The organism is Streptomyces sp. NPDC091272 (genome assembly GCF_044757485.1).
In the GTDB taxonomy this organism is placed as follows: domain Bacteria; phylum Actinomycetota; class Actinomycetes; order Streptomycetales; family Streptomycetaceae; genus Streptomyces.
Map to the genome: position 1 here is coordinate 294695 of NZ_JBIVVC010000005.1, position 25247 is coordinate 319941.

A 25247-nucleotide genomic window follows, 5' to 3' on the forward strand; every position below is an offset into this window, starting at 1 on the left:
TCCTCCGCTGCGTGTGCGCTGACGCTTGGCAGGGGGGTCTCGGGGCGGGTGCTGCGCCGGGGGCGGTCTTTGTACTACCCAGAGTACGCGCCGGGGCCGGGGATGGTTCCCGGGGCGGGTGCGCCGGGGCGGGATCACAAGGGGTGCGTCCCCCGCCGGGGGCGGGCCCGAACGTGGGAAGGTCCGGCCGGGGAACTCCCCGGCCGGACCTGTGCACCGCTGGCGTTACTTGACGACCGACAGCGGGAGGAGCTTCTTGCCGGTCGGGCCGATCTGGATGGAGGTGTCCATCTGCGGGCACACGCCACAGTCGAAGCACGGGGTCCAGCGGCAGTCCTCGACCTCGGTCTCGTCGAGCGAGTCCTGCCAGTCCTCCCAGAGCCAGTCCTTGTCGAGACCGGAGTCCAGGTGGTCCCAGGGCAGGACCTCTTCGTAGGTGCGCTCGCGCGTGGTGTACCAGTCGACGTCGACACCGAAGGCGGGGAGCGTCTGGGCGGCGGCCTGCATCCACCTGTCGTACGAGAAGTACTCGCGCCAGCCGTCGAAGCGGCCGCCGCCCTCGTAGACGGCGCGGATGACGGAACCGATGCGGCGGTCGCCGCGCGAGAGGAGTCCTTCGACGATGCCGGGCTTTCCGTCGTGGTAGCGGAAGCCGATCGAGCGGCCGTACTTCTTGTCGCCGCGGATCTTGTCGCGCAGCTTGGTGAGGCGCGCGTCCGTCTCGTCGGCGCTGAGCTGCGGCGCCCACTGGAACGGCGTGTGCGGCTTGGGCACGAAACCGCCGATGGAGACGGTGCAGCGGATGTCGTTCTGTCCGGAGACCTTGCGGCCCTCGGCGATGACGTTGACCGCCATGTCGCCGATCTGCAGGACGTCCTCGTCGGTCTCGGTGGGCAGGCCGCACATGAAGTACAGCTTCACCTGGCGCCAGCCGTTGCCGTACGCGGTGGAGACGGTGCGGATGAGGTCTTCCTCGGACACCATCTTGTTGATGACCTTGCGCATGCGCTCACTGCCGCCCTCGGGGGCGAAGGTGAGGCCCGAGCGGCGGCCGTTGCGGGTCAGCTCGTTGGCGAGGTCCACGTTGAACGCGTCGACACGGGTCGAGGGGAGGGACAGGCCGATCTTGTCCTCCTCGTACCGGTCGGCGAGGCCCTTGGCGACCTCGGCGATCTCGGTGTGGTCCGCGGAGGAGAGCGAGAGCAGGCCGACCTCTTCGAAGCCGGTGGCCTTCAGGCCCTTCTCGACCATTTCGCCGATGCCGGTGATGCTTCGCTCCCGTACGGGGCGCGTGATCATGCCGGCCTGGCAGAAACGGCAGCCGCGGGTGCAGCCGCGGAAGATTTCGACGGACATGCGCTCGTGGACGGTTTCCGCGAGCGGGACGAGGGGCTGCTTGGGGTAGGGCCACTCGTCGAGGTCCATGACGGTGTGCTTGGAGATGCGCCACGGCACGCCGGACCTGTTGGGTACGACGCGGGCGATGCGGCCGTCCGCGAGGTACTCGACGTCGTAGAACGCCGGGACGTAGACGTTGCCGGTCTTCGCGAGGCGCAGCAGGACTTCCTCGCGGCCGCCGGGGCGGCCCTCCGCCTTCCAGGTGCGGATGATCGCCGTCATGTCGAGGACGGCCTGCTCGCCGTCGCCGATGACTGCGCAGTCGATGAACTCGGCGATCGGCTCGGGGTTGAACGCGGCGTGGCCGCCGGCGAGGACGATCGGGTCGTCCAGGGTGCGGTCCGCGGCGTTCAACGGGATGCCGGCGAGGTCGAGCGCCGTGAGCATGTTGGTGTAGCCGAGCTCGGTGGAGAAGGACAGTCCGAAGACATCGAAGTTCTTCACCGGCCGGTGGGCGTCCACGGTGAACTGCGGCACGTCGTGCTTGCGCATCAGTTCTTCGAGGTCGGGCCAGACGCTGTAGGTACGCTCGGCGAGGACGCCCTCCTGCTCGTTGAGCACTTCGTAGAGGATCATGACGCCCTGGTTGGGCAGCCCGACCTCGTACGCGTCCGGGTACATGAGCGCCCAGCGGACGTCGCAGCTCTCCCACGGTTTGACGGTGGAGTTCAGCTCACCGCCGACGTACTGGATGGGCTTCTGCACATGCGGCAGGAGGGCTTCCAGGCGGGGGAAGACCGACTCAACAGGCATCGCGGTGTCTCTCATGAGCGGGCAGGGGGACCCTCAAGCCTAACTTGGGTCGGGGGCGGGTTTGCACGGCCGGCCCCGAGGAACGTCACCGGACGCGTCCGCACGGCCGGCCCACGGGACGGCCCGAACCCTCGCCGGGCGGGTCCCCGCAACCGTGAGCCCTGCCCGGTGCTTCCCTCTCCCCCGTCCGCCGTCACACCCCGGGCACCCTCTTCCACACCCCTTCGAGTTCGCGTTCGCGGGCCGCTCCCGCCGCTTCCTCCTGGCCGTACAGCAGGCCCCACACGAAGGCTGTCTCGCCTGCCGCGTGGGCCTGGACCGCGAGGGTGCGGAGTTCCCCGCGGGCGACCACGCTGTCCTGGTGGTCGCCGAGTACCGACTGCACGGCCTTGACGCGCTTGCGGAGTTTCCCGGCGGGTTTGCCGAGTGCGGGGCGTGCTGACTCCGCCGCGTAGCGAAGGCGTTTCGCCGCCTTGCGGGCCTCGTGCAGGGCGATGTCGCGTTCGCGACCGGGGGCGAGGGAGAGCGCGTGTTCCGTGCGGTCGGCCAGGCGTGCCTGGTCCTTGGCGAGCGCCTTGCGCAGGACCTTCTCCGCGTCCTTCGAGGCGGCTGCGAGCAGCGGCGGCCGGTCGAGGAGTGAGTCCAGGGCGTGCAGCAGTGCCAGGTAGCGGGGTGACTCCAGGGTGTCGACGGTGCGCCGGCGGGAGTCGCTCCTGCGTGCCGCCGCCCAGATCTGCAGCCGTGCCTCCACCGGTCCCAGGAGCAGGGTGCGGGGCAGTTCGGCGAGCCGGCCGGTGAGGCGGGCGGTCAGCACCTCCTGGTCGCGGTCGACGCCCAGTTCGCCCGCGAGCCATTTCAGTTCGTCGCCGAGCGGGTCGGTGACCGTGCGGTCCAGGACCTTGCTGTACGTCTTGAAGGCGCTGCGCAGCCGCCGGGTCGCCACCCGCATGCGGTGCACGGAGTCCGGCAGGTCGCGTCGTACCGCCGGGTCGTACGCCGCGAGGGCCTGTGCCTGTTCGCGTACGTAGGCGAGCACCTGTTCCCCGGCAGTGCCGTCGGCCGCCGTCACCGGGGGCGTGGCCGGGCCGCCGCCCGTCTCGGTGAGGGCCCGCGCCAGTTTGGAGGGTGATGAGGAGCGCCGTACCCCGGCCTTGCGCAGTTTCTTCTCGACGGTGTCCAGGAACGCCGGGTCGCCGTCGTCGGCGAGTTCCACCTCGATCTCCGTCCAGGTGGCGACCGTCAGTTCGCCGCCGCCGAGCCGCTCGGCGGTCACCGCGTCGGCGCTCACCTCGGCGAGCAGGTGTCCCGCGCCGTCCAGGAGGTGGCGGGTCCGGCGTGCGGATTTCAGCCGTACGGTCGGCAGCAGGGGGGCGCCGCGGGTCCGTGCCCGTACGAGTCCGGCGAGTGCCGGCGGGACGTCGCCGGCCAGGCCCAGCGGGGCGTGGATCTCGTCCCGTACGTCCGGGGAGACGGGGAGTTTCAGGTGCCAGCCGGCGTCGGCGCCGCCGGTGCGGCGGCGCAGGGTGATCGCGTGTGCGGCGAGGGCGAGTCCCTCGGTGTCGTAGTAGACGGCGTCCAGGTCGGTGACGCCCTTGTCCTCCACGGTCGTGACCCCGGCCACCTTGAGGAAATCGGGCAGCCGGGGTTCGCCGTCAGCGCTGTTCGCCGTTGCTTCGTACTTTCGTTCGATCTCCCGCTTCGTGTCCGCCATGACATGAATCTAGACGCGATAGGCACCTTCAAACAGGGGACGCCCGGCGTCGGCCCGCTCTCACGCAGTTATCGGCCGCTGCATCCTGATCGACTGCAGCAGCCCGATCGCCACCCACACGGCGAACATCGACGAACCGCCGTACGAGACGAACGGCAGCGGCAGTCCCGCGACGGGCATGATGCCGAGCGTCATCCCGATGTTCTCGAAGGACTGGAACGCGAACCAGGCGATGATGCCGGCCGCGACGATCGTGCCGTACAGCTCGGTGGTCTCCCGCGCGATGCGGCAGGCCCGCCACAGCACCACGCCCAGCAGGACGAGGATGAGCCCCGCGCCCAGGAAGCCGAGTTCCTCGCCTGCGACGGTGAACACGAAGTCGGTCTGCTGCTCGGGGACGAACTGTCCGGTGGTCTGCGAGCCCTTGAAGAGGCCGGTGCCCGTCAGGCCGCCCGAGCCGATCGCGATGCGCGCCTGGTTGGTGTTGTAGCCGACGCCCGCCGGGTCGAGGTCCGGGTTGGCGAAGGCGGCGAAGCGGTTGATCTGGTACTCGTCCAGCAGGCCGAGGGCCGTCACCAGGACGGCCCCCAGGATTCCCGCGCCGACCAGCCCGAACACCCAGCGGTTGGTCGCCCCGGAGGCCAGCAGCACACCCAGGATGATCATGGCGATGACCATGACGGATCCCAGGTCGGGCATCAGCATGATGATCAGGATCGGTACGACCGCGACGCCCAGTGACTTCAGCACCGTGCGGTGGTCGGGGTGGGCCTGGTCGCCCGCGTCGACCCGGGCGGCCAGCAGCATCGCCATGCCCAGGATGATCGTGATCTTGGTGAATTCCGACGGCTGGAGCGAGAAGCCGCCGGGGACCGCGATCCACGCGTGCGCGCCGTTGACCGTGGTGCCGAGCGGGGTGAGCACCGCGAGCACCAGGAGGACGGAGATGCCGTACAGGATCGGCACCGCGCCGCGCAGGGTGCGGTGGCCGAGCCAGATCGTGCCGACCATCAGGGCGAAACCGATGCCGGTGTTCAGCAGGTGCCGCAGCAGGAAGTAGTACGGGTCGCCGTGCGTGAGCGAGTCACGGCCGCGGGTCGCCGACCACACCAGCAGGGCGCCGAGGCCGGAGAGCGCGATCGCCGACAGCAGCAGCGGCCAGTCGAGCCTGCGCACGAGGGAGTCGCGTGCGGTGAGCCTGGCGAAGGCGCCGCGCTCGGGGGTGTAGCGGCGTACGGAGAAGCCGTGGGTGCTGCTCGCCATCCTCAGTCACCCACCCTCTGTACGACACGGCCCGTCGTGCCGCCCGCCCCCGGCCGCCCCTGGCCGGTGGCCGGGGGCCCCGCGACACCCACCGGTTCGACGGGCTGCTTGGGGGTGGGAACGTACGGCTTGATCTCGGGTGCGTCGATGGAACCGTCCGCCTGGATCTTGGGGAGGCTCTGCTGCGGCTGCGGCAGGAGTGCCTTCTTCGCGTCGTACTTGCCTTCGTCGTCGAGCCCGTACAGCGCGTTGTAGATCTTTCGCACGGCGGGGCCCGATGCGCCGGAGCCGGTGCCGCCCTGGGCGATCGTCATGACGATCGAGTAGTCCTTGGTGTAGGTGGCGAACCACGAGGTCGTCTGCTTGCCGTAGACCTCGGCGGTACCCGTCTTGGCGTGCATCGGGATCTTGTCCTGGGGCCAGCCCTGGAACCTCCAGGCCGCGGTGCCCCGGGTGGCGACTCCCGCGAGGGCTTCGTCTATCAGTTTGTGCGTGCTCGCGTTCATCGGCAGCCGCCCCTGCGTCCGGGGCGCGATCTCCTTGACGCTCTTGCCGTCGGCGCTGATGACCGCCTTGCCGACGGAGGGGGTGTGGACGGTGCCGCCGTTGGCGATGCTCGCGTAGATCGACGCCATCTGTATGGGCGTGACGAGTGTGTCGCCCTGTCCGATGGAGTAGTTGACGGAGTCACCGGCGCGCATCTGGTTGCCGTCGATGCAGTTCTCGAAGGCGATCTTCTCGACGAAGCTGCCGTCCTTCTTGCCCTGCTTGCACCAGGCGTCCTTGTTGGCCGCCCAGAAGCGCTGCTTCCACTGGCGGTCGGGGACCCGGCCCGGGACCTCGTTGGGGAGGTCGATGCCGGTCTCCTTGCCGAGGCCGAACTGGTGGGCCGTCTTGTAGAACCAGTCCTTGGCGTCCTTCTTCGGCTTGGTGCCGCCGTCGCGCTGCCACTGCTGATGGGCGAGCGCGTAGAAGACGGTGTCGCAGGAGACCTCGAGCGCGCCGCCGAGGCTGATGCTGCCGTGGCCCTTGGACTCGTAGTTCTGGAAGGTCTGGCCGCCGATGGAGTACGAGCTGGGGCAGGGGTAGCTGCCGTTGAAGTCGTAGCCCGCGTTGACCGCGGCGGTCGTCGGGATCACCTTGAAGATCGAGCCGGGGGCGGCCTGCGCCTGGATGGCCCGGTTGAGCAGCGGGAAGTTGGAGTTCTTGCCGGTGAGAGCCGCGTAGTCCTTGCCGGAGATGCCGCCGACCCAGGAGTTGGGGTCGTACGTCGGGTTGGACGCCATCGCGACCACCCGGCCGGTCTTCGCCTCCATGACGACGACGGCGCCCGCGTCCGCCTTGTAGTTGGTGTTGGTGTTCTTGTCGAACGCCTTGCGGGCTTCCTTCATCGCGTCGAGCAGTTCGTACTCGGCGACTGCCTGTACCCGGGCGTCGATGCTGGTGACGACGTTGGCCCCGGGCTCCGCCTCGTCGGCCTTGGCGAGGCCGATCACCCGGCCGAGGTTGTCGACCTCGTACCGGGTGACGCCCGCCTTGCCGCGCAGATCCTTGTCGTACGTGCGTTCAAGGCCGGAGCGGCCCACCTGGTCGGAGCGCAGGTACGGGGACTCGGAGTCCTTGGCCTTCTCGATCTCGGCGTCGGTGACGGGCGAGAGGTAGCCGAGCACCTGGGCGGTGTTGGCCTTGCCGGGGGCTGCGTAGCGGCGCACGGCGGTGGGCTCGGCGGTGATGCCGGGGAAGTCCTCGGCACGCTCGCGGATCTGGAGGGCCTGCTGGGTGGTGGCCTTGTTGGTGACCGGGATCGGCTGGTAGGGCGAGCCGTTCCAGCAGGGCTGGGGGGTCTTGGAGTCGCAGAGACGCACCTTGTCGGCGACGTCCTTGGGGGTGAGGTCGAGGACTTCGGCGAGCCGGGCGAGGACGGCCTTGCCGTCGTCCTTCATCTTCATCAGCTCGGTACGGGACGCGGAGACGACGAGCTTGGTCTCGTTGTCGGCGAGCGGGACGCCGCGGGCGTCGAGGATGGAACCGCGGACGGCGGGCTGGACGACCTGCTGGACGTGGTTGTTCTTCGCCTCGTCGGTGTACTCCTCGCCGTTGCGGATCTGGAGGTACCACAGCCGCCCGCCGAGGGTGAGCAGCAGGGAGAAGACGAGAACCTGCAGGACGACGAGCCGGATGGTGATCCGGGGTGTCCTGCCGGTCTCGGGAATGTTGCTCACAGGCGCTTGACCCCCTTGATGCGTCCGGCCTTCGAGGCCCTGGAGCGGGCGGCGCGCAGGCGCAGGCCGCCCTTCTGTTCGCCGATGCGCAGCCCCGTGCCGGAGGAGAGCCAGCCCGCGGAGACGTCGGCGCCGCCGGAGGTCTCGGTGAGCGGGTCGTTCTCGCCGCGCCGGGCGAGCGCCATGATGACGGGGACGACGAACGGGGCGAGCATCAGGTCGTAGAGCGCCGCGGTGAACAGCAGGCCGCCGAGGCCGACGTGGCGGGCGGCGGTGTCACCGACGAGGGCGCCCACGCCCGCGTACAGCAGGGTGGAGCCGAGTGCGGCGGCCACGACGACGAGCATCGGCGCGGTGGCGGAGCGCAGCCGCCCGTTCTCCGGTTTGACGAGTCCGGCGAGGTAGCCGATGACGCAGAGCACGAGGGCGTAGCGGCCGGCGGCGTGGTCGGCGGGCGGTGCGAGGTCGGCGAGGAGTCCTGCGCCGAAGCCGATGAGGGCGCCGCTGACGTGTCCGTAGACGAAGGCCAGGCCGAGGACGACGAGGAGGGTGAGGTCGGGGACGGCGCCGGGGAGCTGGAGTCTGGCGAGGACGGTGACCTGGATGACCAGGGCGACGACCACCAGGGTGACGGAGAGCAGAATCCGGTTGAAGCGCATCAGGTTCAGCTCCTACTGGTCGGCGGCGTTGCCGTTGTCGGCACCGTCACCGTTGTTGTTGCCGTTGCCGTTGCCGTTGTTCAGGCCGTTGTTGTTGCCGTTGTTCACGCCGTTGTCGCCTTCGACATTGCCGTTGTTGTCGGCGTTGTTGTTGGCATTGTTATTGGCGTTGTTGTTGCCGTTGCCTGCCACGTCGCCGGCGTCGTTGTTCTCGCCGGCCGGGGGCTTGGGCGTCACGGTGACGGTGACGGTGGGGACGGGCCTGGGCTTGTTCGGCAGGACGGTGTCGCGGGGGTCGGTGCGCGGGGCCGCCACGACGACGCCCACGATGTCGAGCTTGGTGAAGCCGACGTAGGGGCGGACGTAGACGGTCCGGGTGAGGTCGCCGCCCGAGGGGTCGACGCGCACCACCTCGCCGACCGGGACGCCGGGCACGAACGGCTTGGCCGCCCGCGAGCCGAAGGTGACGAGCCGGTCGCCCGGCTTGACCTTGGCCTTGCCGTTGAGGAACTGGACGCTGAGCGAGCGGTCGCCCTGCCCGGTCGCGAAGCCCAGTTCGTTGGTCTTCTCCATCCGGGTGCCGACGGTGAAGTCGGGGTCGTTGGCCAGCAGTACGGTCGCGGTACTGGGGCCGACCGTGGTGATGCGGCCGACCAGGCCGTCCGCGTTGAGCACGGTCATGTCGCGCTTGATGCCGTCGTTGCTGCCGACGTCCAGGGTGACGGTCCAGGAGAAGCCCTGGGAGGCCCCTATGGCGATGACTTCGGCGCCCTTGATGCCGTACTGCCCGGCGCCGGCCTTCTTCAGCATGCCGTCCAGCTCACGTACCCGGCTCTGATTGCGGTCGTCACTGCCGAGCTTCAGCTTGAGTTCCTGGTTGTCCCGCTCCAGCGCCTTGAGCTGATCGTGCGTGTTCCCGGATTCGCGTACCGCGCCGATCGCGTTGCCGATCGGGTCGACGGCGGTGGCGACGCCCTTCTCCACCGGTCCGAAGACGGTGGCGGCGGCCTGCCGTGCTCCGTCGACGGGCGACTGTTCGCCGCCGCGGATGTCGACCGTGATCAGCGCGAACGCTACGGCGATCAGCAGCACCAGGAGCAGCCGGCTCTCTCGTGTGTCCCTCACGTGCGGCGGCCGTGCCTTCCTCGTCGGAAAAATGCGTATGCGTATATCAACGATCCGCCGCACGGGACGACAGGGGCCCGTACGGCGGATTTCTTCGTGGTGTCCCGGGCCGGCAGGTGGCCCGGGACACCGGCGGCTGTGTTGCTACCTGCGCGGCTGGGCGTCCAGCACCTGCTGGAGCGCCTCGAACTCCTCGACGCACTTGCCGGAGCCGAGCGCGACGGAGTCGAGCGGGTCCTCGGCGATGTGGATCGGCATGCCGGTCTCGCGGCGCAGCCGTTCGTCGAGGCCGCGGAGCAGGGCGCCGCCGCCGGTGAGCACGATGCCCCGGTCCATGACGTCGCCGGAGAGCTCCGGCGGGCACTTGTCGAGGGTCGTCTTCACCGCGTCGACGATCGCGTTGACCGGCTCCTCGATGGCCTTGCGGACCTCGGCGGCCGAGATCACGACGGTCTTCGGGAGGCCGGACACGAGGTCGCGGCCGCGGATCTCGGTGTGCTCGTCCTTGTCGAGGTCGTACGCGGAACCGATGGTGATCTTGATCTGTTCGGCGGTGCGCTCACCGAGGAGGAGGCTGTACTCCTTCTTGATGTGCTGGATGATCGCGTTGTCCAGCTCGTCGCCGGCGACGCGGATCGACTGTGCCGTGACGATTCCGCCGAGCGAGATGACGGCGACCTCGGTGGTGCCGCCGCCGATGTCCACCACCATGTTGCCGGTGGCCTCGTGGACGGGCAGGCCGGAGCCGATGGCCGCGGCCATGGGCTCCTCGATGATGTGCACCTGACGGGCACCGGCCTGCGTGGACGCCTCGATGACGGCGCGGCGCTCGACCCCTGTGATGCCGGACGGCACGCAGACGACGACGCGCGGGCGGGCCAGGTAGCGCCGCTTGTGGATCTTCAGGATGAAGTAGCGGAGCATCCGCTCCGTGATCTCGAAGTCGGCGATCACGCCGTCCTTCAGGGGCCGTACGGCAACGATGTTGCCTGGCGTACGGCCGATCATCTTCTTGGCCTCGGCGCCAACGGCCAGGATGCCACCGGTGTTGGTGTTGATGGCGACGACGGAGGGCTCGTTGAGCACGATGCCCTTACCCCTGACGTACACCAGCGTGTTGGCGGTCCCTAGGTCGACAGCCATATCACGGCCGATGAACGACATTGGTTCCCTCTTCTTCCCCATGAGGATGCGTCGGGCCTTCCCGAGTGGAGCGTGCGATGGCTGGTTTCGGTAGGCGAAGTGGGTGGTGCGCTGATGCTGCGGGCGCGGTGACTTCCATCGTAGTGCCGCATGTGCGGTCGCCGCGCGAGGGTCCTTCGCCATTGTGGGCGGAACACATACCCGTCTCACCCATGGTGACGCTGTGTCGGGGAAATGCGTTCCCTTCATCGGGATGCATATGCCGAAGGGCGACCGAATTACTTCGGTCGCCCCAGTGGACGGCGCTGTTTGGCTGACATTGCGTCAGAAAGCGCTTCGGCCGCTCGGGTCAGACGAGGCCCGGGAAGAACAGCTTCAGCTCACGTTCGGCGGACTCCTCGGAGTCCGAGGCGTGGATCAGGTTCTCCCGGACGATGGTGCCGAAGTCGCCCCGAATGGACCCGGGAGCCGCGGCAATCGGGTCGGTCGGACCCGCCAGCTGGCGTACCCCGTCGATGACGCGCTCGCCCTCGACGACGAGGGCGACGACCGGGCCGGAGGACATGAACTCCACGAGCGGCTCATAGAAGGGGCGTCCCACGTGCTCGCCGTAGTGCTGCTCAAGGACGGCCCGGTCGAGACTGCGCATCTCCAGCGCGGCGATCGTCCAGTCGGCCTTGCGCTCGATACGGCCCACCACCTCGCCGATCAGGCCGCGCCGGACCGTGTCGGGCTTGAGCAGGACGAGGGTGCGCTGGGTCATGTGCGGCTCCTTGCAGGCATGCGTGTGCGTGTGGCCAGAGATTACAGGGGGAGCCCGTTCGGGTGGCACCCGGACCTGATTGCTCCGGATGGCCGCACTCGCACTCGCACTCACCCCGGGCCGGGGCGCGCCCCTCAGCCCGTCTCCGCCTCCGCCTGTACCGCCCACCTGGCCTTCGCCTCGTCGATCTTGCGGCCGTAGTGGATCGAGGCCCACCACAAGCCGCCGAAGACCGCGCCGAGGAAGAACATCAGCGGGACCCAGAAGCCGCTGACGATCAGGCCCACCTGGAGTGCCCAGCCGAGCTGGAGCCCGCCGGGCCGCGTGATCATTCCGCACAGCAGCACGGACAGCAGCATCGCGATGCCGCAGACGGTCCAGACCGTGGCCATCGACAGGCCGTCGGACTTCATCGCGACCAGGCCGGCGAAGCCGATCACGAAGAACTCGCCGATCAGTGTCGAAGCACAGAGCGTACGCATCGGAACTCAGCCCCTCCCCAGCAGCAGCCGGGCCTCTCCGACCGTGATGACGGATCCGGTGACGAGGACCCCGCCGCCGGAGAACTCGCCGTCCTCCTCGGCCAGCGTGATGGCCTCCTCGATGGCGTCGTCGAGCCGCGGCTCGACCTGGACGCGGTCGTCGCCGAACACCTCGACGGCGAGCGCGGCGAGTTCGTCCACGTCCATGGAGCGCGGAGTGGAGTTCCGTGTCACCACGATCTCCGCGAAGATCGGCTCGAACGCCTCCAGGACGCCGCGAACGTCCTTGTCGGCGCTGGTCGCGACGACACCGATCAGCCGGCTGAAGCCGAACGCCTCACCGACCGCCTCCGCCGCGGCCCGCGCCCCCGCCGGGTTGTGCGCGGCGTCCAGGACGACGGTCGGGCTGCGCCGTACGACCTCCATCCGTCCCGGCGACGTCACCGACGCGAACGCCTTGCGGATGGTCTCGATGTCCAGGGTGCGGGCCTGGTCCGCGCCGATGCCGAAGAAGGCCTCGACCGCGGCGAGCGCGACGGCCGCGTTGTGCGCCTGGTGGGCGCCGTGCAGCGGGAGGAAGACCTCCTCGTACTCCCCGCCGAGTCCGCGCAGCGTGACCAGCTGGCCGCCGACGGCGACCTCGCGGGCGACGACGCCGAACTCCATGCCCTCACGGGCCACCGTCGCGTCCGCGCCGACGGCCGTCTTCAGCATGACCTGCGCCGCGTCGACCGGCTGCTGCGCCAGGACGACCGTCGCGCCCTGCTTGATGATTCCGGCCTTCTCCCCCGCGATCTCGCCGGGTGTGGTGCCGAGCCTGTCGGTGTGGTCGAGGGAGATCGGGGTGACGACGGCGACGGCCGCGTCGATGACGTTGGTGGCGTCCCAGGTGCCGCCCATGCCGACCTCGACGACCGCCACGTCGACGGGGGCGTCGGCGAAGGCCGCGTAGGCCATGGCGGTCAGGACCTCGAAGAAGGAGAGCCGGTACTCCTGGGAGGCGTCGACCATCTCCACGTACGGCTTGATGTCCTCGTACGTCTCCACGAAGCGCTCGGCGGCGATCGCCGCGCCGTCCAGGCTGATGCGCTCGGTGATCGACTGCACGTGCGGGCTGGTGTAGCGGCCGGTGCGCAGCTCGAAGGCGCCGAAGAGGGCCTCGATCATGCGGGCCGTGCTGGTCTTGCCGTTGGTGCCGGTGATGTGGACGGAGGGGTACGCCTTCTGGGGCTCGCCCAGCACGTCCATCAGGGCGGCGATCCTGGTCACCGAGGGTTCGAGCTTGGTCTCGCCCCAGCGGCCCGCGAGCTCGGTCTCGACCGCGCGCAGTGCCTTGTCCACCTCCGGGTCGGCGGGGCGGGCGGGCACGGCGTCCTCGGCCGGGGCGCCGCCCTGGGTGCGCAGGGTGCGGCTGCCGGCCTCGATGACGGCGAGGTCGGGATCGCGGCCGGTCTCGGCCTCCACGATCTCTTCGAAGGCATGGTCGTCGTTCGGGGGGAGGTCGCTCACCCAGCCAGTCTACGGAGCGCCACCGACAGAACCCGACGGGCCCCGGCGAGCCCGCCAAGGACCTCGGTCCCGCCACCACCAGGACCTTTGGGCAGATCCACCCCAATCGAGTGTGTGACCCTGGTAGATCACGATTCGGGAGGTTATCGAGTGAGCGACGAGACGACGAAGGCTGCCCCGCGCAGCCGGAGCGGCCGTGACAGCCGGGACATAGGCATCGACCTGGGTACGGCGAACACCCTGGTGTACATGCGGGGGCACGGCATCGTCCTCAACGAGCCGTCCGTGGTGGCGGTGAAGGCAGGTTCGATGACGGCGCTCGCCGTCGGTACCGAGGCCAAGGAGACGATCGGCCGCACCCCCGGTTCCATCACCGCGATCCGCCCGCTCAGGGACGGTGTGATCAGCGACTACGAGGCGGCCGAGGAGATGATCCGGCACTTCGTCCGCAAGGCGGTCCCCGGCCGCCGGCCGCGTACCCGCATGGTGGTGTGCGTGCCCAGCGGGGTGACGCCGGTGGAGCGGCGGGCCATCGTGCACGCCGCTCAGCGGGCCGGCGCCCGTGCCGTGCACCTCATCGAGGAGCCGATGGCGGCGGCGATCGGCGCCGGTCTTCCGGTGTCCTCGGCGCGTGGCTCGATGGTGGTGGACATCGGCGGCGGCACGACGGAGGTGGCGGTGATCTCGCTGGGCGGCATCGTGACCGCGCAGTCGCTGCGGGTCGGCGGTGACCGGATGGACACGGCGATCACGGACTACGTGCGCAAGGAGCACAAGCTGCTCATCGGTGAGCGCACCGCCGAGGACATCAAGGTCGCGATCGGTTCGGCATGGCCGGTGCCCGCGCGGCCCGAGTTCGAGGAGCGGACGTTCACGATCCGTGGCCGGCAGAAGGTCGGCGGGCTGCCGATGACGCTCGATCTCACGGTGGCCGAGGTGCGGGCGGCGCTGGACGAGCCCGTGGAGGCGATCATCGCGGCGGTGCGCGCCACGCTGGAGGAGTGTCCGCCCGAACTGTCCGGTGACGTGATGGAGCACGGCATCGTGCTGACCGGGGGCGGTGCGCTGCTGCCAGGCCTGGAGCTGCGGATCTCGGCGGCCACCGGCATCCCGGTGTTCGTTGCGGACGATCCGCTCGACTGTGTGGCGCTGGGTTCCGGAAAGTGTGTGGAGGACTTCGACAACCTCCACAAGCTCCTCACGACGGACTGAGGCACGAGGGACCGGGCACGAGGGACTGAAGCACGCCGGACCGGGGCACGACGGACCGGGGCACGACGGACCGGGGCGGGGCCTCAGACCCCTGCGGGCAGCACCGCGACGACCCGGTAGGTCCCGTCGTGGTGGCCCGCCCGCAGCGTGCCGCCCATGGACTGCACCCGTTCCTCCATCGAGAAGGTGCCGGTGCCGGCCGACACGGGCTGCCTGGCGGGCAGTGCGCTGGGCACCTCGTTGCACACCTCGATGCGCAGGTGAACGCCGTCGAGCGCGATCCGCACCCGTACCGCCTGGCCGGGTGCGTGCTTGACGGCGTTGGTCAGGCACTCCTGGACGACCCGGTGGACGGCTGCCTGGCGCAGCGGGGAGAGCTCGCCGGCCCGTGCGTCGATGTCGAGCACCACGGGGCTGCCGGCCCGCTGCCCCTCGTCGGCGAGCACGGCCAGGGCGTCGATGCCGGGGGTGGCGTCGCGTTCCTGGGCGCGCTGCACGATGATCTCGTTGAGGATGCGGTGTGCCTTGCGGGCCGTCTCGGACAGCTCGTCGAAGTCCTTCTGGTGGGCCTCGCCGCGTGCCCGTACGGCCAGTACCTCGGCGCGTACGGCGAGCAGGGTGAGTTCGCGCCCCACGAAGTCGTGCACGTCGCGTGCCACCGACAGGCGTTCCTGCTGGACGGCCTGGAGGGCGTCGGTGCGCCCTTTCTGCACCTCCAGTTCCCGTACGAGGTCCTGCCGGTTCGCGGCGACACCGACGCCGGCCGCGAGGACTCCGATGGGCACGATGATGCTCAGGAACTCCATGAGGGTGTCGGCCTGCTTCTCGGGCCACCGCTGGAGCAGGAAGAGGACGTACGAGAAGGCCACGTACCCCACCGTCGCGAGGGCTGCCGCGGTGCGCCCCCGGTAGCGGCCGACCTTGTAGAGCGCGAACTGCATCAGGGTCAGTTCGTGCAGCCAGCCGAGCAGGCCGAGCGCGACGAGGTAGGGGATCCAGGGGAAGCGGCGGCGCAGCAGCAGGGAGCTCGCGCCGAGTGCGAGGACGAGGGTCGCGGAGACGCTGTTGAGGGAGTTGTCGGCCTCGGCGAGGCCGGGCACGTCCAGCAGCATCAGGGCGAAGCACATCAGGGGGACCAGCAGGTCCAGGGTGCGCCGGTGGACGGTGCGGCCGTCCGCCCAGCGCCGGCCCGCCGCCCAGGCCCGGGATACCGGCGAGGCGGTGGGCTTGTCGTGCATACGTTCCATGATGCCGGGACTTTCGCCCTGATTCGCTGGGCTTCTGTCCCGTTAATAGTGATTTGCGGCACTCGTTCAACCGGGTTTGAGCCGGGCGGATCTGGGCCGGGCCCCATGACAGGAGTGCGCGAGGGCCCCGCACCGGTCGGTCGGTGCGGGGCCCTCGGTGACGTACCTGTCGCGCCTACTGGGCGGGCAGGGCCTCCAGCTGCGCGGTGATGCGCGTGATGTCGGCCTCGGCCTTGCTCAGCCGGCCGCGGATCTTGTCCACGACGTTGTCGGGTGCCTTGGCGAGGAAGGCCTCGTTGCCGAGCTTGGCGTGCGCCTGGGTGACCTCCTTCTTGGCGGCCTCCAGGTCCTTGGTGAGGCGCTTGCGCTCGGCGGCGACGTCGATGGTGCCGGAGAGGTCGAGCGCGACCGTGGCTCCCGCGACGGGCAGCGACGCGGTGGCGTGGAAGCCCTCACCGGCCGGCTGGAGGCGCAGCAGCTGGCGGATGGCGGCCTCGTGCGGGGCCAGGGCCGTGCCGGTCAGGGTGAGCTCGGCGGGGACCTTCTGGCCGGGCTGCAGGCCCTGGTCGGAGCGGAACCTGCGGACCTCGGTGACGACCTGCTGGACGAGCTCGATCTCCCGCTCGGCGCCCTGGTCGCGGAAGCCCGAGTCCTTCGGCCAGTCGGCGACGACGAGGGACTCGCCGCCGGTGAGGGTCGTCCACAGGGTCTCGGTGACGAAGGGGACGACCGGGTGCAGCAGCCGCAGGGTGACGTCGAGGACCTCGCCGAGGACACGGGCGGAGACCTTCGCCTGCTCGCCCTCCGCGAAGAACGTCGTCTTGGACAGCTCGACGTACCAGTCGAAGACCTCGTCCCACGCGAAGTGGAAGAGGGCGTCGGACAGCTTGGCGAACTGGTAGTCGTCGTAGAGCGCGTCGACCTGGGCGACGACCGTGTTGAGCCGGGAGAGGATCCAGCGGTCGGTGGCGGTCATCTGCTCGGCGGGGGGCAGCGCGCCCTCGACCGTCGCGCCGTTCATCAGCGCGAAGCGCGTGGCGTTCCAGATCTTGTTGGCGAAGTTGCGCGAGCCCTGGACCCAGTCCTCGCCGATCGGGACGTCGACGCCGGGGTTGGCGCCGCGGGCCAGGGTGAAGCGGACGGCGTCGGAGCCGTACTTGTCCATCCAGTCCAGCGGGTTGACGACGTTGCCCTTGGACTTCGACATCTTCTTGCCGGTCTCGTCGCGGACCATGCCGTGGAAGGCGATGGTGCGGAACGGGACGTCGTCCATGGCGTACAGGCCGAACATCATCATCCGGGCGACCCAGAAGAACATCAGGTCGTAGCCGGTGACCAGGACGGAGTTCGGATAGAACTTCTCCAGCGACTCGGTCTGCTCCGGCCAGCCCATGGTCGAGAACGGCCACAGCCCGGAGGAGAACCAGGTGTCGAGGACGTCGGTGTCCTGGTGCCAGCCCTCACCGGTCGGTGCCTCGTCGTTCGGGCCGACGCAGACCATCTCGCCGTTCGGGCCGTGCCAGACGGGAATGCGGTGGCCCCACCAGAGCTGGCGCGAGATGCACCAGTCGTTGAGGTTGTCGACCCAGTCGAAGTAGCGCGGAGTCAGGTCGGCGGGGTGGATGTTGACGCGGCCGTCGCGGACGGCGTCGCCGGCCGCCTTGGCGAGCGTCTCGACCTTGACCCACCACTGCATCGACAGGCGCGGCTCCAGCGTGGTCTTGCAGCGGGAGCAGTGGCCGACGGAGTGGACGTACGGGCGCTTCTCGGCGACGATCCGGCCGTCCTCGCGCAGGGCGGCGACGATCGCGGAGCGGGCCTCGAAGCGGTCCAGGCCCTGGAAGGGGCCGGGGGTGATGATGATGCCGCGCTCGTCGAGGACCTGGATGGTCTCCAGGTCGTGGCGCTGGCCGATGGCGAAGTCGTTCGGGTCGTGCGCCGGGGTCACCTTGACGGCGCCGGTGCCGAAGACCGGGTCGACGTGGGTGTCCGCGACGACGGGGACGCTGCGGTTGGTGAGCGGCAGCCTGATCTGCTTGCCGATGAGGCGGGCGTAGCGCTCGTCGTCGGGGTGGACGGCGACGGCGGTGTCACCGAGCATCGTCTCGGCGCGGGTGGTGGCAACGACGATGGTGTCGTCTCCGTCGCCGTACATCATGGAGACGAGCTCGCCGTCGTCGTCCTGGTAGTCGACCTCGATGTCGGAGATGGCCGTCAGACAGCGCGGGCACCAGTTGATGATGCGCTCGGCACGGTAGATCAGGCCGTCGTCGTACATCTTCTTGAAGATGGTCTGCACGGCGACGGACAGGCCCTCGTCCATGGTGAAGCGCTCGCGGTCCCAGGCGACGCCGTCGCCGAGGCGGCGCATCTGGCCGGAGATCTGGCCGCCGGACTCTTCCTTCCACTGCCAGACACGCTCGACGAACGCCTCACGGCCCAGGTCGTGGCGGGACTTGCCGTCCTTGGCGAGCTCACGCTCGACGACGTTCTGGGTGGCGATGCCCGCGTGGTCCATGCCGGGCTGCCACAGCGTCTCGTAGCCCTGCATGCGCTTGCGGCGGGTGAGGGCGTCGATCAGCGTGTGCTCGAAGGCGTGGCCCAGGTGCAGGCTGCCGGTGACGTTCGGCGGGGGGATGACGACGGTGTACGCGGGCTTGTCGCTCTTCGCGTCGGCGGTGAAGTAACCGCGTTCTACCCAGCGCTCGTACAGCGGCCCCTCTACGGCGGCCGGCGCGTACGTCGTCGGCAGTTCGGAGGTGGCTGCGGGCTGCGGAGTCTGAGAGTTCTCGGTCACGCGGCCAGTTTAAGGGCCCGCGACCACCGCTTCGAAACGCGTTTCCCACGTAACGGTCCGGCACCCGCGGACCCTCCCGGCGCAGCCGTCCGACAGGATGTTCGGGACGCATAAGTATCCGGAGGGGAACCCCGTACATGAGCTACAACCAGCCCGGTCCGTACGGCGGCGGGCAGCCGAACCCCTACGGGGGACAGCCGGGCCCTTACGGCCAACCGCAGCAGCCGCAGCAGCCGCAGAGCCAGCCCGGATACGGCTACCCGCAGCAGGCCCCGCCGCCGCAGGGCTACGGCTACCCGCAGCAGCCCCAGCAGCCGAACCCGTACGGACAGCAGCAGCAGCCGAACCCGTACGGACAGCAGCACTACGGACAGCAGGAGTACGGCCAGCAGCAGTTCCCCGGGGGGCCGGAGCCGAAAAAGAAGAAGACCGGTCTGATCATCGGCCTCGCGGTGGTCGTGGTCGCCGCAGCCGGTGCCGGGGCGTACTTCTTCCTGGGCGCCGGCGGCGGTCTTGAGGACGACGGCCCGCACAAGCTGGTGATGCCGGAGGCGGTGGGTGAGTACAAGAAGCAGCCCGCCCAGGGAGAGCAGGACTCGGCCACCCCCGACAAGGAGGGCACGCAGGAGCTGGCCAAGTCGGGTGTCACCGACCCGCAGAACGCGAGCGCCGGTTACACCACGGGGAAGGACCCGAAGACCTCCAAGAACGTCTCGGTCATCGGGATCTACGGCGACATCCAGGACCCCCGGGCCACCCTCGACAAGATGTTCGCGGAGCAGGACAAGAGCAGCCAGCAGCCGAAGGACAAGGACAACCCGTACAAGGTCGAGTTCGGCCCCGCGCAGGACATGGAGCCCGACGGGCTTCAGAACGCGCTGATGCGCTGCCGTCCCATGACGACCACGATCTCCGGGCTGCCCGGCGCGGAGGGCAAGGTCCTCAAGTCCAGCATGTGCATCTGGGTGGACCACAGCACCCTCGGTTACGTCTCGCCGGTCGACCCGGCGCTGGCGGTGGCCGGAGGCGCACCCTCCCTGGAGGACACCGCCGCACTGGCGGCGAAGTTCCGCACGGCCGCCCGCGTACCGAAGTAGGCAGGGCGCGCACGTGACGGCGCCCAGCGGGTCCTCCTGGACCTGCCGGGCGCCGTCACACTTCTCCGTGCGTGCCGCTGTCTTCTGCGGGCGTGCCGCTTACGCGGACTTCTCGTGCCGCCCGCCCTCGTTCTTCCCGATGATGCGCGGCTCGCGCGGCACCAGGGTCGGGTTGACGTTGGAGTGGACGACCTCTTCGGTGATGACGACCCGGGCGACGTCCTTGCGGGAGGGCACCTCGTACATCACCGACTGGAGGACCTCCTCCATGATGGCGCGCAGACCGCGCGCCCCGGTGCCGCGCAGGATCGCCTGGTCGGCGATGGCCTCCAGCGCCGGAAGGTCGAAGTCCAGCTCCACGCCGTCGAGTTCGAAGAGGCGCTGGTACTGCTTCACCAGTGCGTTGCGCGGCTCGACGAGGATCTTGAGCAGGGCCTCGCGGTCCAGGTTGTGCACGGAGGTGATGACCGGGAGGCGGCCGATGAACTCGGGGATCATCCCGAACTTCACCAGGTCCTCCGGCATGATCTCCGAGAACTGGTCGCTCGCCTGGATCTCCCGCTTGGAGCGGATCGTCGCGCCGAAGCCGATGCCCTTGGCGCCGGCCCGCGACTCGATGATCTTCTCCAGGCCGGAGAACGCACCGCCCACGATGAACAGCACGTTCGTCGTGTCGATCTGGATGAACTCCTGGTGCGGGTGCTTGCGTCCGCCCTGCGGAGGCACGGAGGCCGTGGTGCCTTCGAGGATCTTCAGGAGCGCCTGCTGCACGCCCTCGCCGCTGACGTCGCGGGTGATCGACGGGTTCTCGCTCTTGCGGGCGACCTTGTCGATCTCGTCGATGTAGATGATCCCGGTCTCGGCCTTCTTGACGTCGTAGTCCGCCGCCTGGATCAGCTTCAGCAGGATGTTCTCGACGTCCTCGCCGACGTACCCGGCCTCGGTGAGTGCCGTGGCGTCCGCGATCGCGAACGGCACGTTCAGCATCCGGGCGAGTGTCTGCGCGAGCAGCGTCTTGCCGGAGCCGGTCGGGCCGAGCAGCAGGATGTTGGACTTGGCGAGCTCGATCGCGTCCTCGCGGCTGGCCCCGCCGCCGTTCTCACCGGCCTGGACGCGCTTGTAGTGGTTGTAGACCGCCACCGAGAGGGCCTTCTTCGCGGGCTCCTGCCCGACGACGTACCCCTCCAGGAACTCGTAGATCTCACGAGGCTTGGGGAGTTCCTCCCAGCGCACCTCGCTCGTCTCGGCGAGCTCCTCCTCGATGATCTCGTTGCAGAGATCGATGCACTCGTCGCAGATGTACACACCGGGACCTGCGATGAGCTTCTTCACCTGCTTCTGGCTCTTTCCGCAGAACGAGCACTTCAGCAGGTCTCCGCCGTCACCGATGCGTGCCACGAGGTGAATCCCCTTCGCCTGGGAAGCCGCCTGGTGCAGCGACTCCTGGTGCCTCAAACTTCGACGGTACCTTGCCTGACCCCCCGTTCGGGCCCCCCTTGGCACGGTTCACGATGACGTGCACCGTGCCAAGGGGTGGGCAGGACCCGTTACTTCACTCGGCCGGGGCTTCAGGCCGCGGCCGAGGCCGTGGTCTTGCGGGTCGAGACGATCTGGTCGACCAGGCCGTACGCCAGGGCGTCCTCGGCCGTGAGGATCTTGTCGCGCTCGATGTCGTCGCGGATCTTCTCGATCGGCGTGGTGGAGTGCTTCGCGAGCAGCTCCTCCAGCTGGGTACGCATCCGCAGGATCTCGTTGGCCGCGATCTCCAGGTCGGAGAGCTGCTCGCGGCCGGTCTGCGAGGACGGCTGGTGGATCAGCACACGGGCGTTGGGGAGCGCCATGCGCTTGCCCGGCGTGCCCGCGGCGAGCAGGACGGCGGCGGCGGAGGCGGCCTGGCCCATGCAGACCGTCTGGATGTCGGGCTTCACGAACTGCATCGTGTCGTAGATCGCGGTGAGCGCCGTGAATGAGCCGCCGGGCGAGTTGATGTAGATCGAGATGTCGCGGTCGGGGTCCATCGACTCCAGGCACAGCAGCTGCGCCATGACGTCGTTGGCGGACGCGTCGTCGATCTGCACGCCGAGGAAGATCACGCGCTCCTCGAAGAGCTTCGCGTAGGGGTCGTACTCACGGACACCCTGCGAGGTGCGCTCGACGAAGCGCGGCACGATGTAGCGGTTGTCCACCTGCGGACCCGTGTACAGGCCGTTGGCAGGTGCGGAGAAGTTGCTCATGTGGGTGTTCACCATCCTGGTGGCGTTCATGGGGCGAGGGTACGGAGCAGTGGCAGGCGGGGTTCAGGCCCCGGTGCCGCCGCCGCCCGGAACACCCGAAGCAGCGGAGATGATCTCGTCGATGAGGCCGTAGTCCTTGGCCTCCTCGGCGGTGTACCAGCGGTCGCGGTCGCCGTCGCGGATGATCGTCTCGACGGTCTGGCCGGAGTGCCGGGCGGTGATCTCCGCCATGCGCGTCTTGGTACGGAGGAGGTACTGGGCCTGGATCTTGATGTCCGAGGCCGTACCGCCGATGCCGGCCGAGCCCTGGTGCATCAGGATGTCGGTGTTCGGCAGCGCGAAGCGCTTGCCGGCCGCGCCGCCGGTCAGCAGGAACTGCCCCATCGAGGCCGCCATGCCCATGCCGATCGTCACGACGTCGTTCGGGATGTACTGCATGGTGTCGTAGACCGCCATGCCGGCCGTGACCGACCCGCCGGGGCTGTTGATGTAGAGGTAGATGTCCTTCTCCGGCTCGGCGGCCAGGAGGAGGAGCTGCGCCGTGATCTTGTTGGCGATGTCGTCGTCGACCTGCTGGCCGAGGAAGATGATGCGCTCGCCAAGCAGTCGGCTGTAAACCTGGTCGCCGAGGCCTCCACCGAGGAACTGCTCGCCGGCGGCGTAGGGCATCAGATTCGTCACGTATTCCACCTGCTCGTCTCTGACGGCTCCGGCCGTCTCAGCGTCTTTGTACGGGGAGTCGGGTGTCCCACCCAACCCGCCTACTCATGGACCCTAACGCGCAGGTAGGACAACGCCATCCCGCTTCCGGAACTGTTCGCTGGGAGCGCAAGGTCGGGGGATCAGGTGTACGGGCCCGCCGCGGGCCACGGGCGGGCCGCGGTGCCCGGCGGCGGGGGGATCCGCCGGGCGGTGCGACGAAGGGCCCGGACGCGAGTGGTGCGTCCGGGCCCTTCGTCGTTGCTCAGGGTCTGAGCGGGTGCTGCCGGGGCTCTACTTGGCCTCGGCGGCGTCCTTCACCTCGGCCTCGCCGTCGGCGGACCCGGCGTCGGCGGAGGCGTCGGCCGTCTCGGTGGCCTCGTCCTCGTCGTCGTCGAGCTCGACGAGCTCACCGTTGGTGTCCTTGACCGTGGCGGCCTCGACGACCACCGCGAGCGCCTTGCCGCGGGCGACCTCGCCGACCAGCATCGGGACCTGGCCGCCTTCGACGACGGCCTGGGCGAACTGGTCGGGGGACATGCCGGAGGACTGCGCGCGCCGCATGAGGTGCTCGGTGAGCTCCTCCTGGTTGACGTTCAGCTTCTCCTTGTTGACCAGCTCGTCGAGGATGAACTGGGTCTTGATGCCCTTGATCGCCTGCTCGGAGGTCTCGGCGTCGAACTCTTCCTCGGTCTTGCCCTGGATCTCCAGGTACTTCGGAAGGTCGATGCCCATCTGGCCGAGCTGGTGGTGCTCCAGGTTGTGCTTGCGGGTCTTGACCTCGTCCGCGAGGAGGTTCTCGGGGATCGGGACCTCGACGAGCTCGATGAGCTTGTCGAGCACGCGCTCCTGGGCCTGGGTGGCCTGGTCGTACTGCTTCATGTTCTCAAGGCGCTTGCGGCTGTCGGCCGTCAGCTCCTCCAGCGTGTCGAACTCGCTCGCCATCTGGGCGAACTCGTCGTCCAGCTCGGGGAGTTCGCGGGCGGCGACGGCGGACACCTTCACGGTGACCTCCGCCTCCTTGCCCTCGGCGGAGCCGCCCTTGAGCTGGGAGGTGAAGGTGGCCTCGCCACCGGCCTCCAGGCCCTTGACGGCCTCGTCGATGCCTTCGAGGAGCTCGCCGGAGCCGATGGTGTACGAGACACCCTCGGCCACGCCGTCCTCCAGGACCTCGCCGTCGACCTTGGCCTCAAGGTCGATCGTGACGACGTCGCCGTCTTCGGCGGCGCGCTCCACCGGGTTGGTGGAGGCGAAGCGACCACGCAGGTCCTCGACGGCCTTCTCGACGTCCTCGTCGGAGACGGTGACGGCGTCAACCTCGACCTCGATGCCGGAGTAGTCCGGGATCTCGATCGACGGGCGGATGTCGACCTCGGCGGTGAAGGCCAGCAGTTCGCCGTCCTTCAGCTCCGTGATGTCCACCTCGGGCTGACCCAGCGGGTTCAGCTCTCCCTCGTTGACGGCCTCGGTGTAGAACTTCGGGAGGGCGTCGTTGACGGCCTCCTCCAGAACAGCGCCACGGCCGAACCGCTGGTCGATGATTCGGTTCGGGATCTTCCCCTTGCGGAAGCCCTTCACCGTGACCTGCTGGTTGATCTTCTTGTACGCCGCGTCGAGGCTGTCCTTGAGCTCCTCGAAGGGCACCTCAATGCTGAGCCGAACCCGGGTCGGGTTCAGGGTCTCCACGGCGCTCTTCACGGTTCGGTCTCCTTGGTGGCTGACTTCTTGGGTTCTGCCGAACCGCTCAGTGGGCGGTCCTGCTGATCGAGCCCGGTATCAGACACACGGGCACGCAACCTGCATAGTAACGGCAAGCTGACGTGCTCCCACAATGCGATCTTGTGGGCGGACCTCGGACCGTCCCGGCAGGGACCGGGACAAGGATCGTGCTGGTCGGGGTGGCCGGATTCGAACCGACGACCTTCCGCTCCCAAAGCGGACGCGCTACCAAGCTGCGCCACACCCCGTCGGTGCGACACGTAGGGTACATGCCCGCGGGCCGTGCGCAGGCCGCCGTGCGGTGCCGGTCGGCCGGCCGGCGGCAACGGGTGTGCATCCACGCTCCCGGACCCGCTACGATGCTGTCCGTACCTCGGTCGCTCCGGCGTCCGTACGGTGCGTGTGCGGGCGTAGCTCAATGGTAGAGCCCTAGTCTTCCAAACTAGCTACGCGGGTTCGATTCCCGTCGCCCGCTCTGCACGGCCTCCGGCCCGGCGAGTTCACTCGCCGGGCCGGAGGTCTTTTTCCGGTCTTCTCGCGCCACTTCGCACAGTTCGTAGAGTTCGCACGGTTCGTAGAGCTCGCGCAGTTCGTAGAGTCCGCGCAGTTCGTAGAGTTCGCACACATTTCGCGAACTTCGCGCGCGCTTCTGCCTCTTCGCGTCTTCTGCCGCACGCGCCGGTTTTCTTCCTCAACCCGGTGCCGGCCCTCAGAACCTGATGTTGTTGAGGGTGCTGGCAAGGGAGTTGAGGAACCTCTGTATGTCGTCCGCCATGCCGGTCGAGGCGAGGAAGAACCCGAAGAGCACCGCGACGAGAGCGGGTCCCGCCTTGAGCGACTTGCCCCGTATCAACACCACGAGGACGACCGCCAACAGCAGTACCACTGACAGTGAAATGGCCACAACTGATCACACACCCTTGGTCGGTCCGCCTTGCCGGCCCGGGGACACACGGCCCAGTGCTTCCCCCGCCAGGCCATCGTGCCACCAACACCCCATCACTGACTGCCCGGTGACGCACTGTTGATGGGCCACGATGGCCGGATTTTGACGTGATCTTGGCTGTGGTTAGTCATCTCGTCCGCCGTGGCGCACCTGCTCGTACGCTGCGGGATTGCCGCCGCGCGGTCGCGGGGGCGTCGTGGGGCCGCTCGGGTGGCTCCCGAACGAAGGAGGCGGGACACGTGACGGATCGTCGTTGACACCACTAGGG

19 protein-coding genes and 2 tRNA genes are annotated in these 25247 nt (G+C 68.9%); 3 read left to right on the forward strand and 18 right to left on the reverse strand.

Features of this window, described 5'->3' with window-relative positions; translation table 11 throughout:
* Positions 1 to 225: 225 nt before the first annotated feature.
* From ACIQM4_RS16960 to ACIQM4_RS17005, 10 genes are all read right to left on the reverse strand, one after another.
* Positions 226 to 2151, reverse strand: coding sequence for a TIGR03960 family B12-binding radical SAM protein (locus ACIQM4_RS16960; RefSeq protein ID WP_401591931.1), 1926 nt, complete (start codon positions 2149 to 2151; stop codon positions 226 to 228).
* A gap of 193 nt (positions 2152 to 2344) precedes the next feature.
* The gene (locus ACIQM4_RS16965) at positions 2345 to 3862 is read right to left on the reverse strand and encodes a CHAD domain-containing protein (protein ID WP_401591933.1); all 1518 of its coding nucleotides are present in this window, start codon (positions 3860 to 3862) and stop codon (positions 2345 to 2347) included.
* Between the two features lie 60 nt (positions 3863 to 3922).
* Entirely contained in the window at positions 3923 to 5125 is a 1203-nt protein-coding gene (gene rodA, locus ACIQM4_RS16970; RefSeq protein WP_401591935.1) for a rod shape-determining protein RodA, read from the reverse strand.
* A 2-nt stretch (positions 5126 to 5127) separates the two neighbouring features.
* Positions 5128 to 7347 (reverse strand): penicillin-binding protein 2, encoded by a 2220-nt coding sequence (mrdA, locus tag ACIQM4_RS16975; protein ID WP_401591937.1) that lies wholly within the window; start codon positions 7345 to 7347, stop codon positions 5128 to 5130.
* Positions 7344 to 8006, reverse strand: coding sequence for a rod shape-determining protein MreD (gene mreD / locus ACIQM4_RS16980; RefSeq protein ID WP_401591939.1), 663 nt, complete (start codon positions 8004 to 8006; stop codon positions 7344 to 7346). The genes mrdA and mreD overlap by 4 nt, the downstream gene beginning before the upstream one ends.
* A gap of 12 nt (positions 8007 to 8018) precedes the next feature.
* Positions 8019 to 9131 (reverse strand): rod shape-determining protein MreC, encoded by a 1113-nt coding sequence (gene mreC / locus ACIQM4_RS16985; RefSeq protein WP_401591941.1) that lies wholly within the window; start codon positions 9129 to 9131, stop codon positions 8019 to 8021.
* 144 nt (positions 9132 to 9275) lie between these two features.
* Positions 9276 to 10295, reverse strand: a complete 1020-nt coding sequence (locus ACIQM4_RS16990) for a rod shape-determining protein (protein WP_189824232.1) — start codon at positions 10293 to 10295, stop codon at positions 9276 to 9278.
* A 328-nt stretch (positions 10296 to 10623) separates the two neighbouring features.
* Positions 10624 to 11037: a nucleoside-diphosphate kinase gene (gene ndk, locus ACIQM4_RS16995; protein ID WP_401591943.1), complete on the reverse strand. Its 414-nt coding sequence runs from the start codon at positions 11035 to 11037 to the stop codon at positions 10624 to 10626.
* A gap of 134 nt (positions 11038 to 11171) precedes the next feature.
* Entirely contained in the window at positions 11172 to 11519 is a 348-nt protein-coding gene (locus tag ACIQM4_RS17000; RefSeq protein WP_401591945.1) for a DUF4233 domain-containing protein, read from the reverse strand.
* Between the two features lie 6 nt (positions 11520 to 11525).
* Positions 11526 to 13028: a bifunctional folylpolyglutamate synthase/dihydrofolate synthase gene (locus tag ACIQM4_RS17005; RefSeq protein ID WP_401591947.1), complete on the reverse strand. Its 1503-nt coding sequence runs from the start codon at positions 13026 to 13028 to the stop codon at positions 11526 to 11528.
* Between the two features lie 150 nt (positions 13029 to 13178).
* Here ACIQM4_RS17005 and ACIQM4_RS17010 point away from each other — a divergent pair, with 150 nt between their 5' ends.
* Positions 13179 to 14240: a rod shape-determining protein gene (locus tag ACIQM4_RS17010; RefSeq protein ID WP_401591949.1), complete on the forward strand. Its 1062-nt coding sequence runs from the start codon at positions 13179 to 13181 to the stop codon at positions 14238 to 14240.
* 83 nt (positions 14241 to 14323) lie between these two features.
* On the opposite strand, the gene ACIQM4_RS17015 is transcribed toward ACIQM4_RS17010, so the two are convergent.
* Both ACIQM4_RS17015 and ACIQM4_RS17020 read right to left on the reverse strand, forming a co-directional pair.
* Positions 14324 to 15478, reverse strand: coding sequence for a sensor histidine kinase (locus tag ACIQM4_RS17015; RefSeq protein ID WP_401591951.1), 1155 nt, complete (start codon positions 15476 to 15478; stop codon positions 14324 to 14326).
* A 184-nt stretch (positions 15479 to 15662) separates the two neighbouring features.
* Positions 15663 to 18284 carry a valine--tRNA ligase gene (locus tag ACIQM4_RS17020; protein ID WP_401591953.1) on the reverse strand — a complete coding sequence of 874 codons (2622 nt, stop codon included), beginning with the start codon at positions 18282 to 18284 and terminating at the stop codon, positions 15663 to 15665.
* Positions 18285 to 18421: 137 nt separating this feature from the next.
* Here ACIQM4_RS17020 and ACIQM4_RS17025 point away from each other — a divergent pair, with 137 nt between their 5' ends.
* On the forward strand, positions 18422 to 19381 hold the full coding sequence (locus ACIQM4_RS17025; RefSeq protein ID WP_401591955.1) for a hypothetical protein: 960 nt from the start codon (positions 18422 to 18424) through the stop codon (positions 19379 to 19381).
* A 99-nt stretch (positions 19382 to 19480) separates the two neighbouring features.
* Here ACIQM4_RS17025 and clpX read toward each other — a convergent pair whose 3' ends face one another.
* The 5 genes from clpX to ACIQM4_RS17050 all read right to left on the reverse strand — a co-directional run bounded on the left by clpX (position 19481) and on the right by ACIQM4_RS17050 (position 24281).
* A complete protein-coding gene (gene clpX / locus ACIQM4_RS17030) occupies positions 19481 to 20779 on the reverse strand; it encodes an ATP-dependent Clp protease ATP-binding subunit ClpX (RefSeq protein WP_401592349.1) in 1299 nt (432 codons plus the stop codon).
* A gap of 170 nt (positions 20780 to 20949) precedes the next feature.
* Positions 20950 to 21630, reverse strand: a complete 681-nt coding sequence (locus tag ACIQM4_RS17035; RefSeq protein ID WP_401592351.1) for an ATP-dependent Clp protease proteolytic subunit — start codon at positions 21628 to 21630, stop codon at positions 20950 to 20952.
* Between the two features lie 48 nt (positions 21631 to 21678).
* Positions 21679 to 22296, reverse strand: a complete 618-nt coding sequence (locus ACIQM4_RS17040; RefSeq protein ID WP_401591957.1) for an ATP-dependent Clp protease proteolytic subunit — start codon at positions 22294 to 22296, stop codon at positions 21679 to 21681.
* Positions 22297 to 22608: 312 nt separating this feature from the next.
* Positions 22609 to 24012, reverse strand: a complete 1404-nt coding sequence (gene tig, locus ACIQM4_RS17045) for a trigger factor (protein ID WP_401591959.1) — start codon at positions 24010 to 24012, stop codon at positions 22609 to 22611.
* A gap of 192 nt (positions 24013 to 24204) precedes the next feature.
* Positions 24205 to 24281 (reverse strand) — tRNA-Pro (locus ACIQM4_RS17050).
* 156 nt (positions 24282 to 24437) lie between these two features.
* On the opposite strand from ACIQM4_RS17050, the gene ACIQM4_RS17055 reads away from it, so the two are divergent.
* A tRNA-Gly gene (locus ACIQM4_RS17055) sits at positions 24438 to 24508 on the forward strand.
* Positions 24509 to 24742: 234 nt separating this feature from the next.
* On the opposite strand, the gene ACIQM4_RS17060 is transcribed toward ACIQM4_RS17055, so the two are convergent.
* A complete protein-coding gene (locus ACIQM4_RS17060) occupies positions 24743 to 24937 on the reverse strand; it encodes a hypothetical protein (protein WP_401591961.1) in 195 nt (64 codons plus the stop codon).
* Between the last annotated feature and the right edge of the window lie 310 nt (positions 24938 to 25247).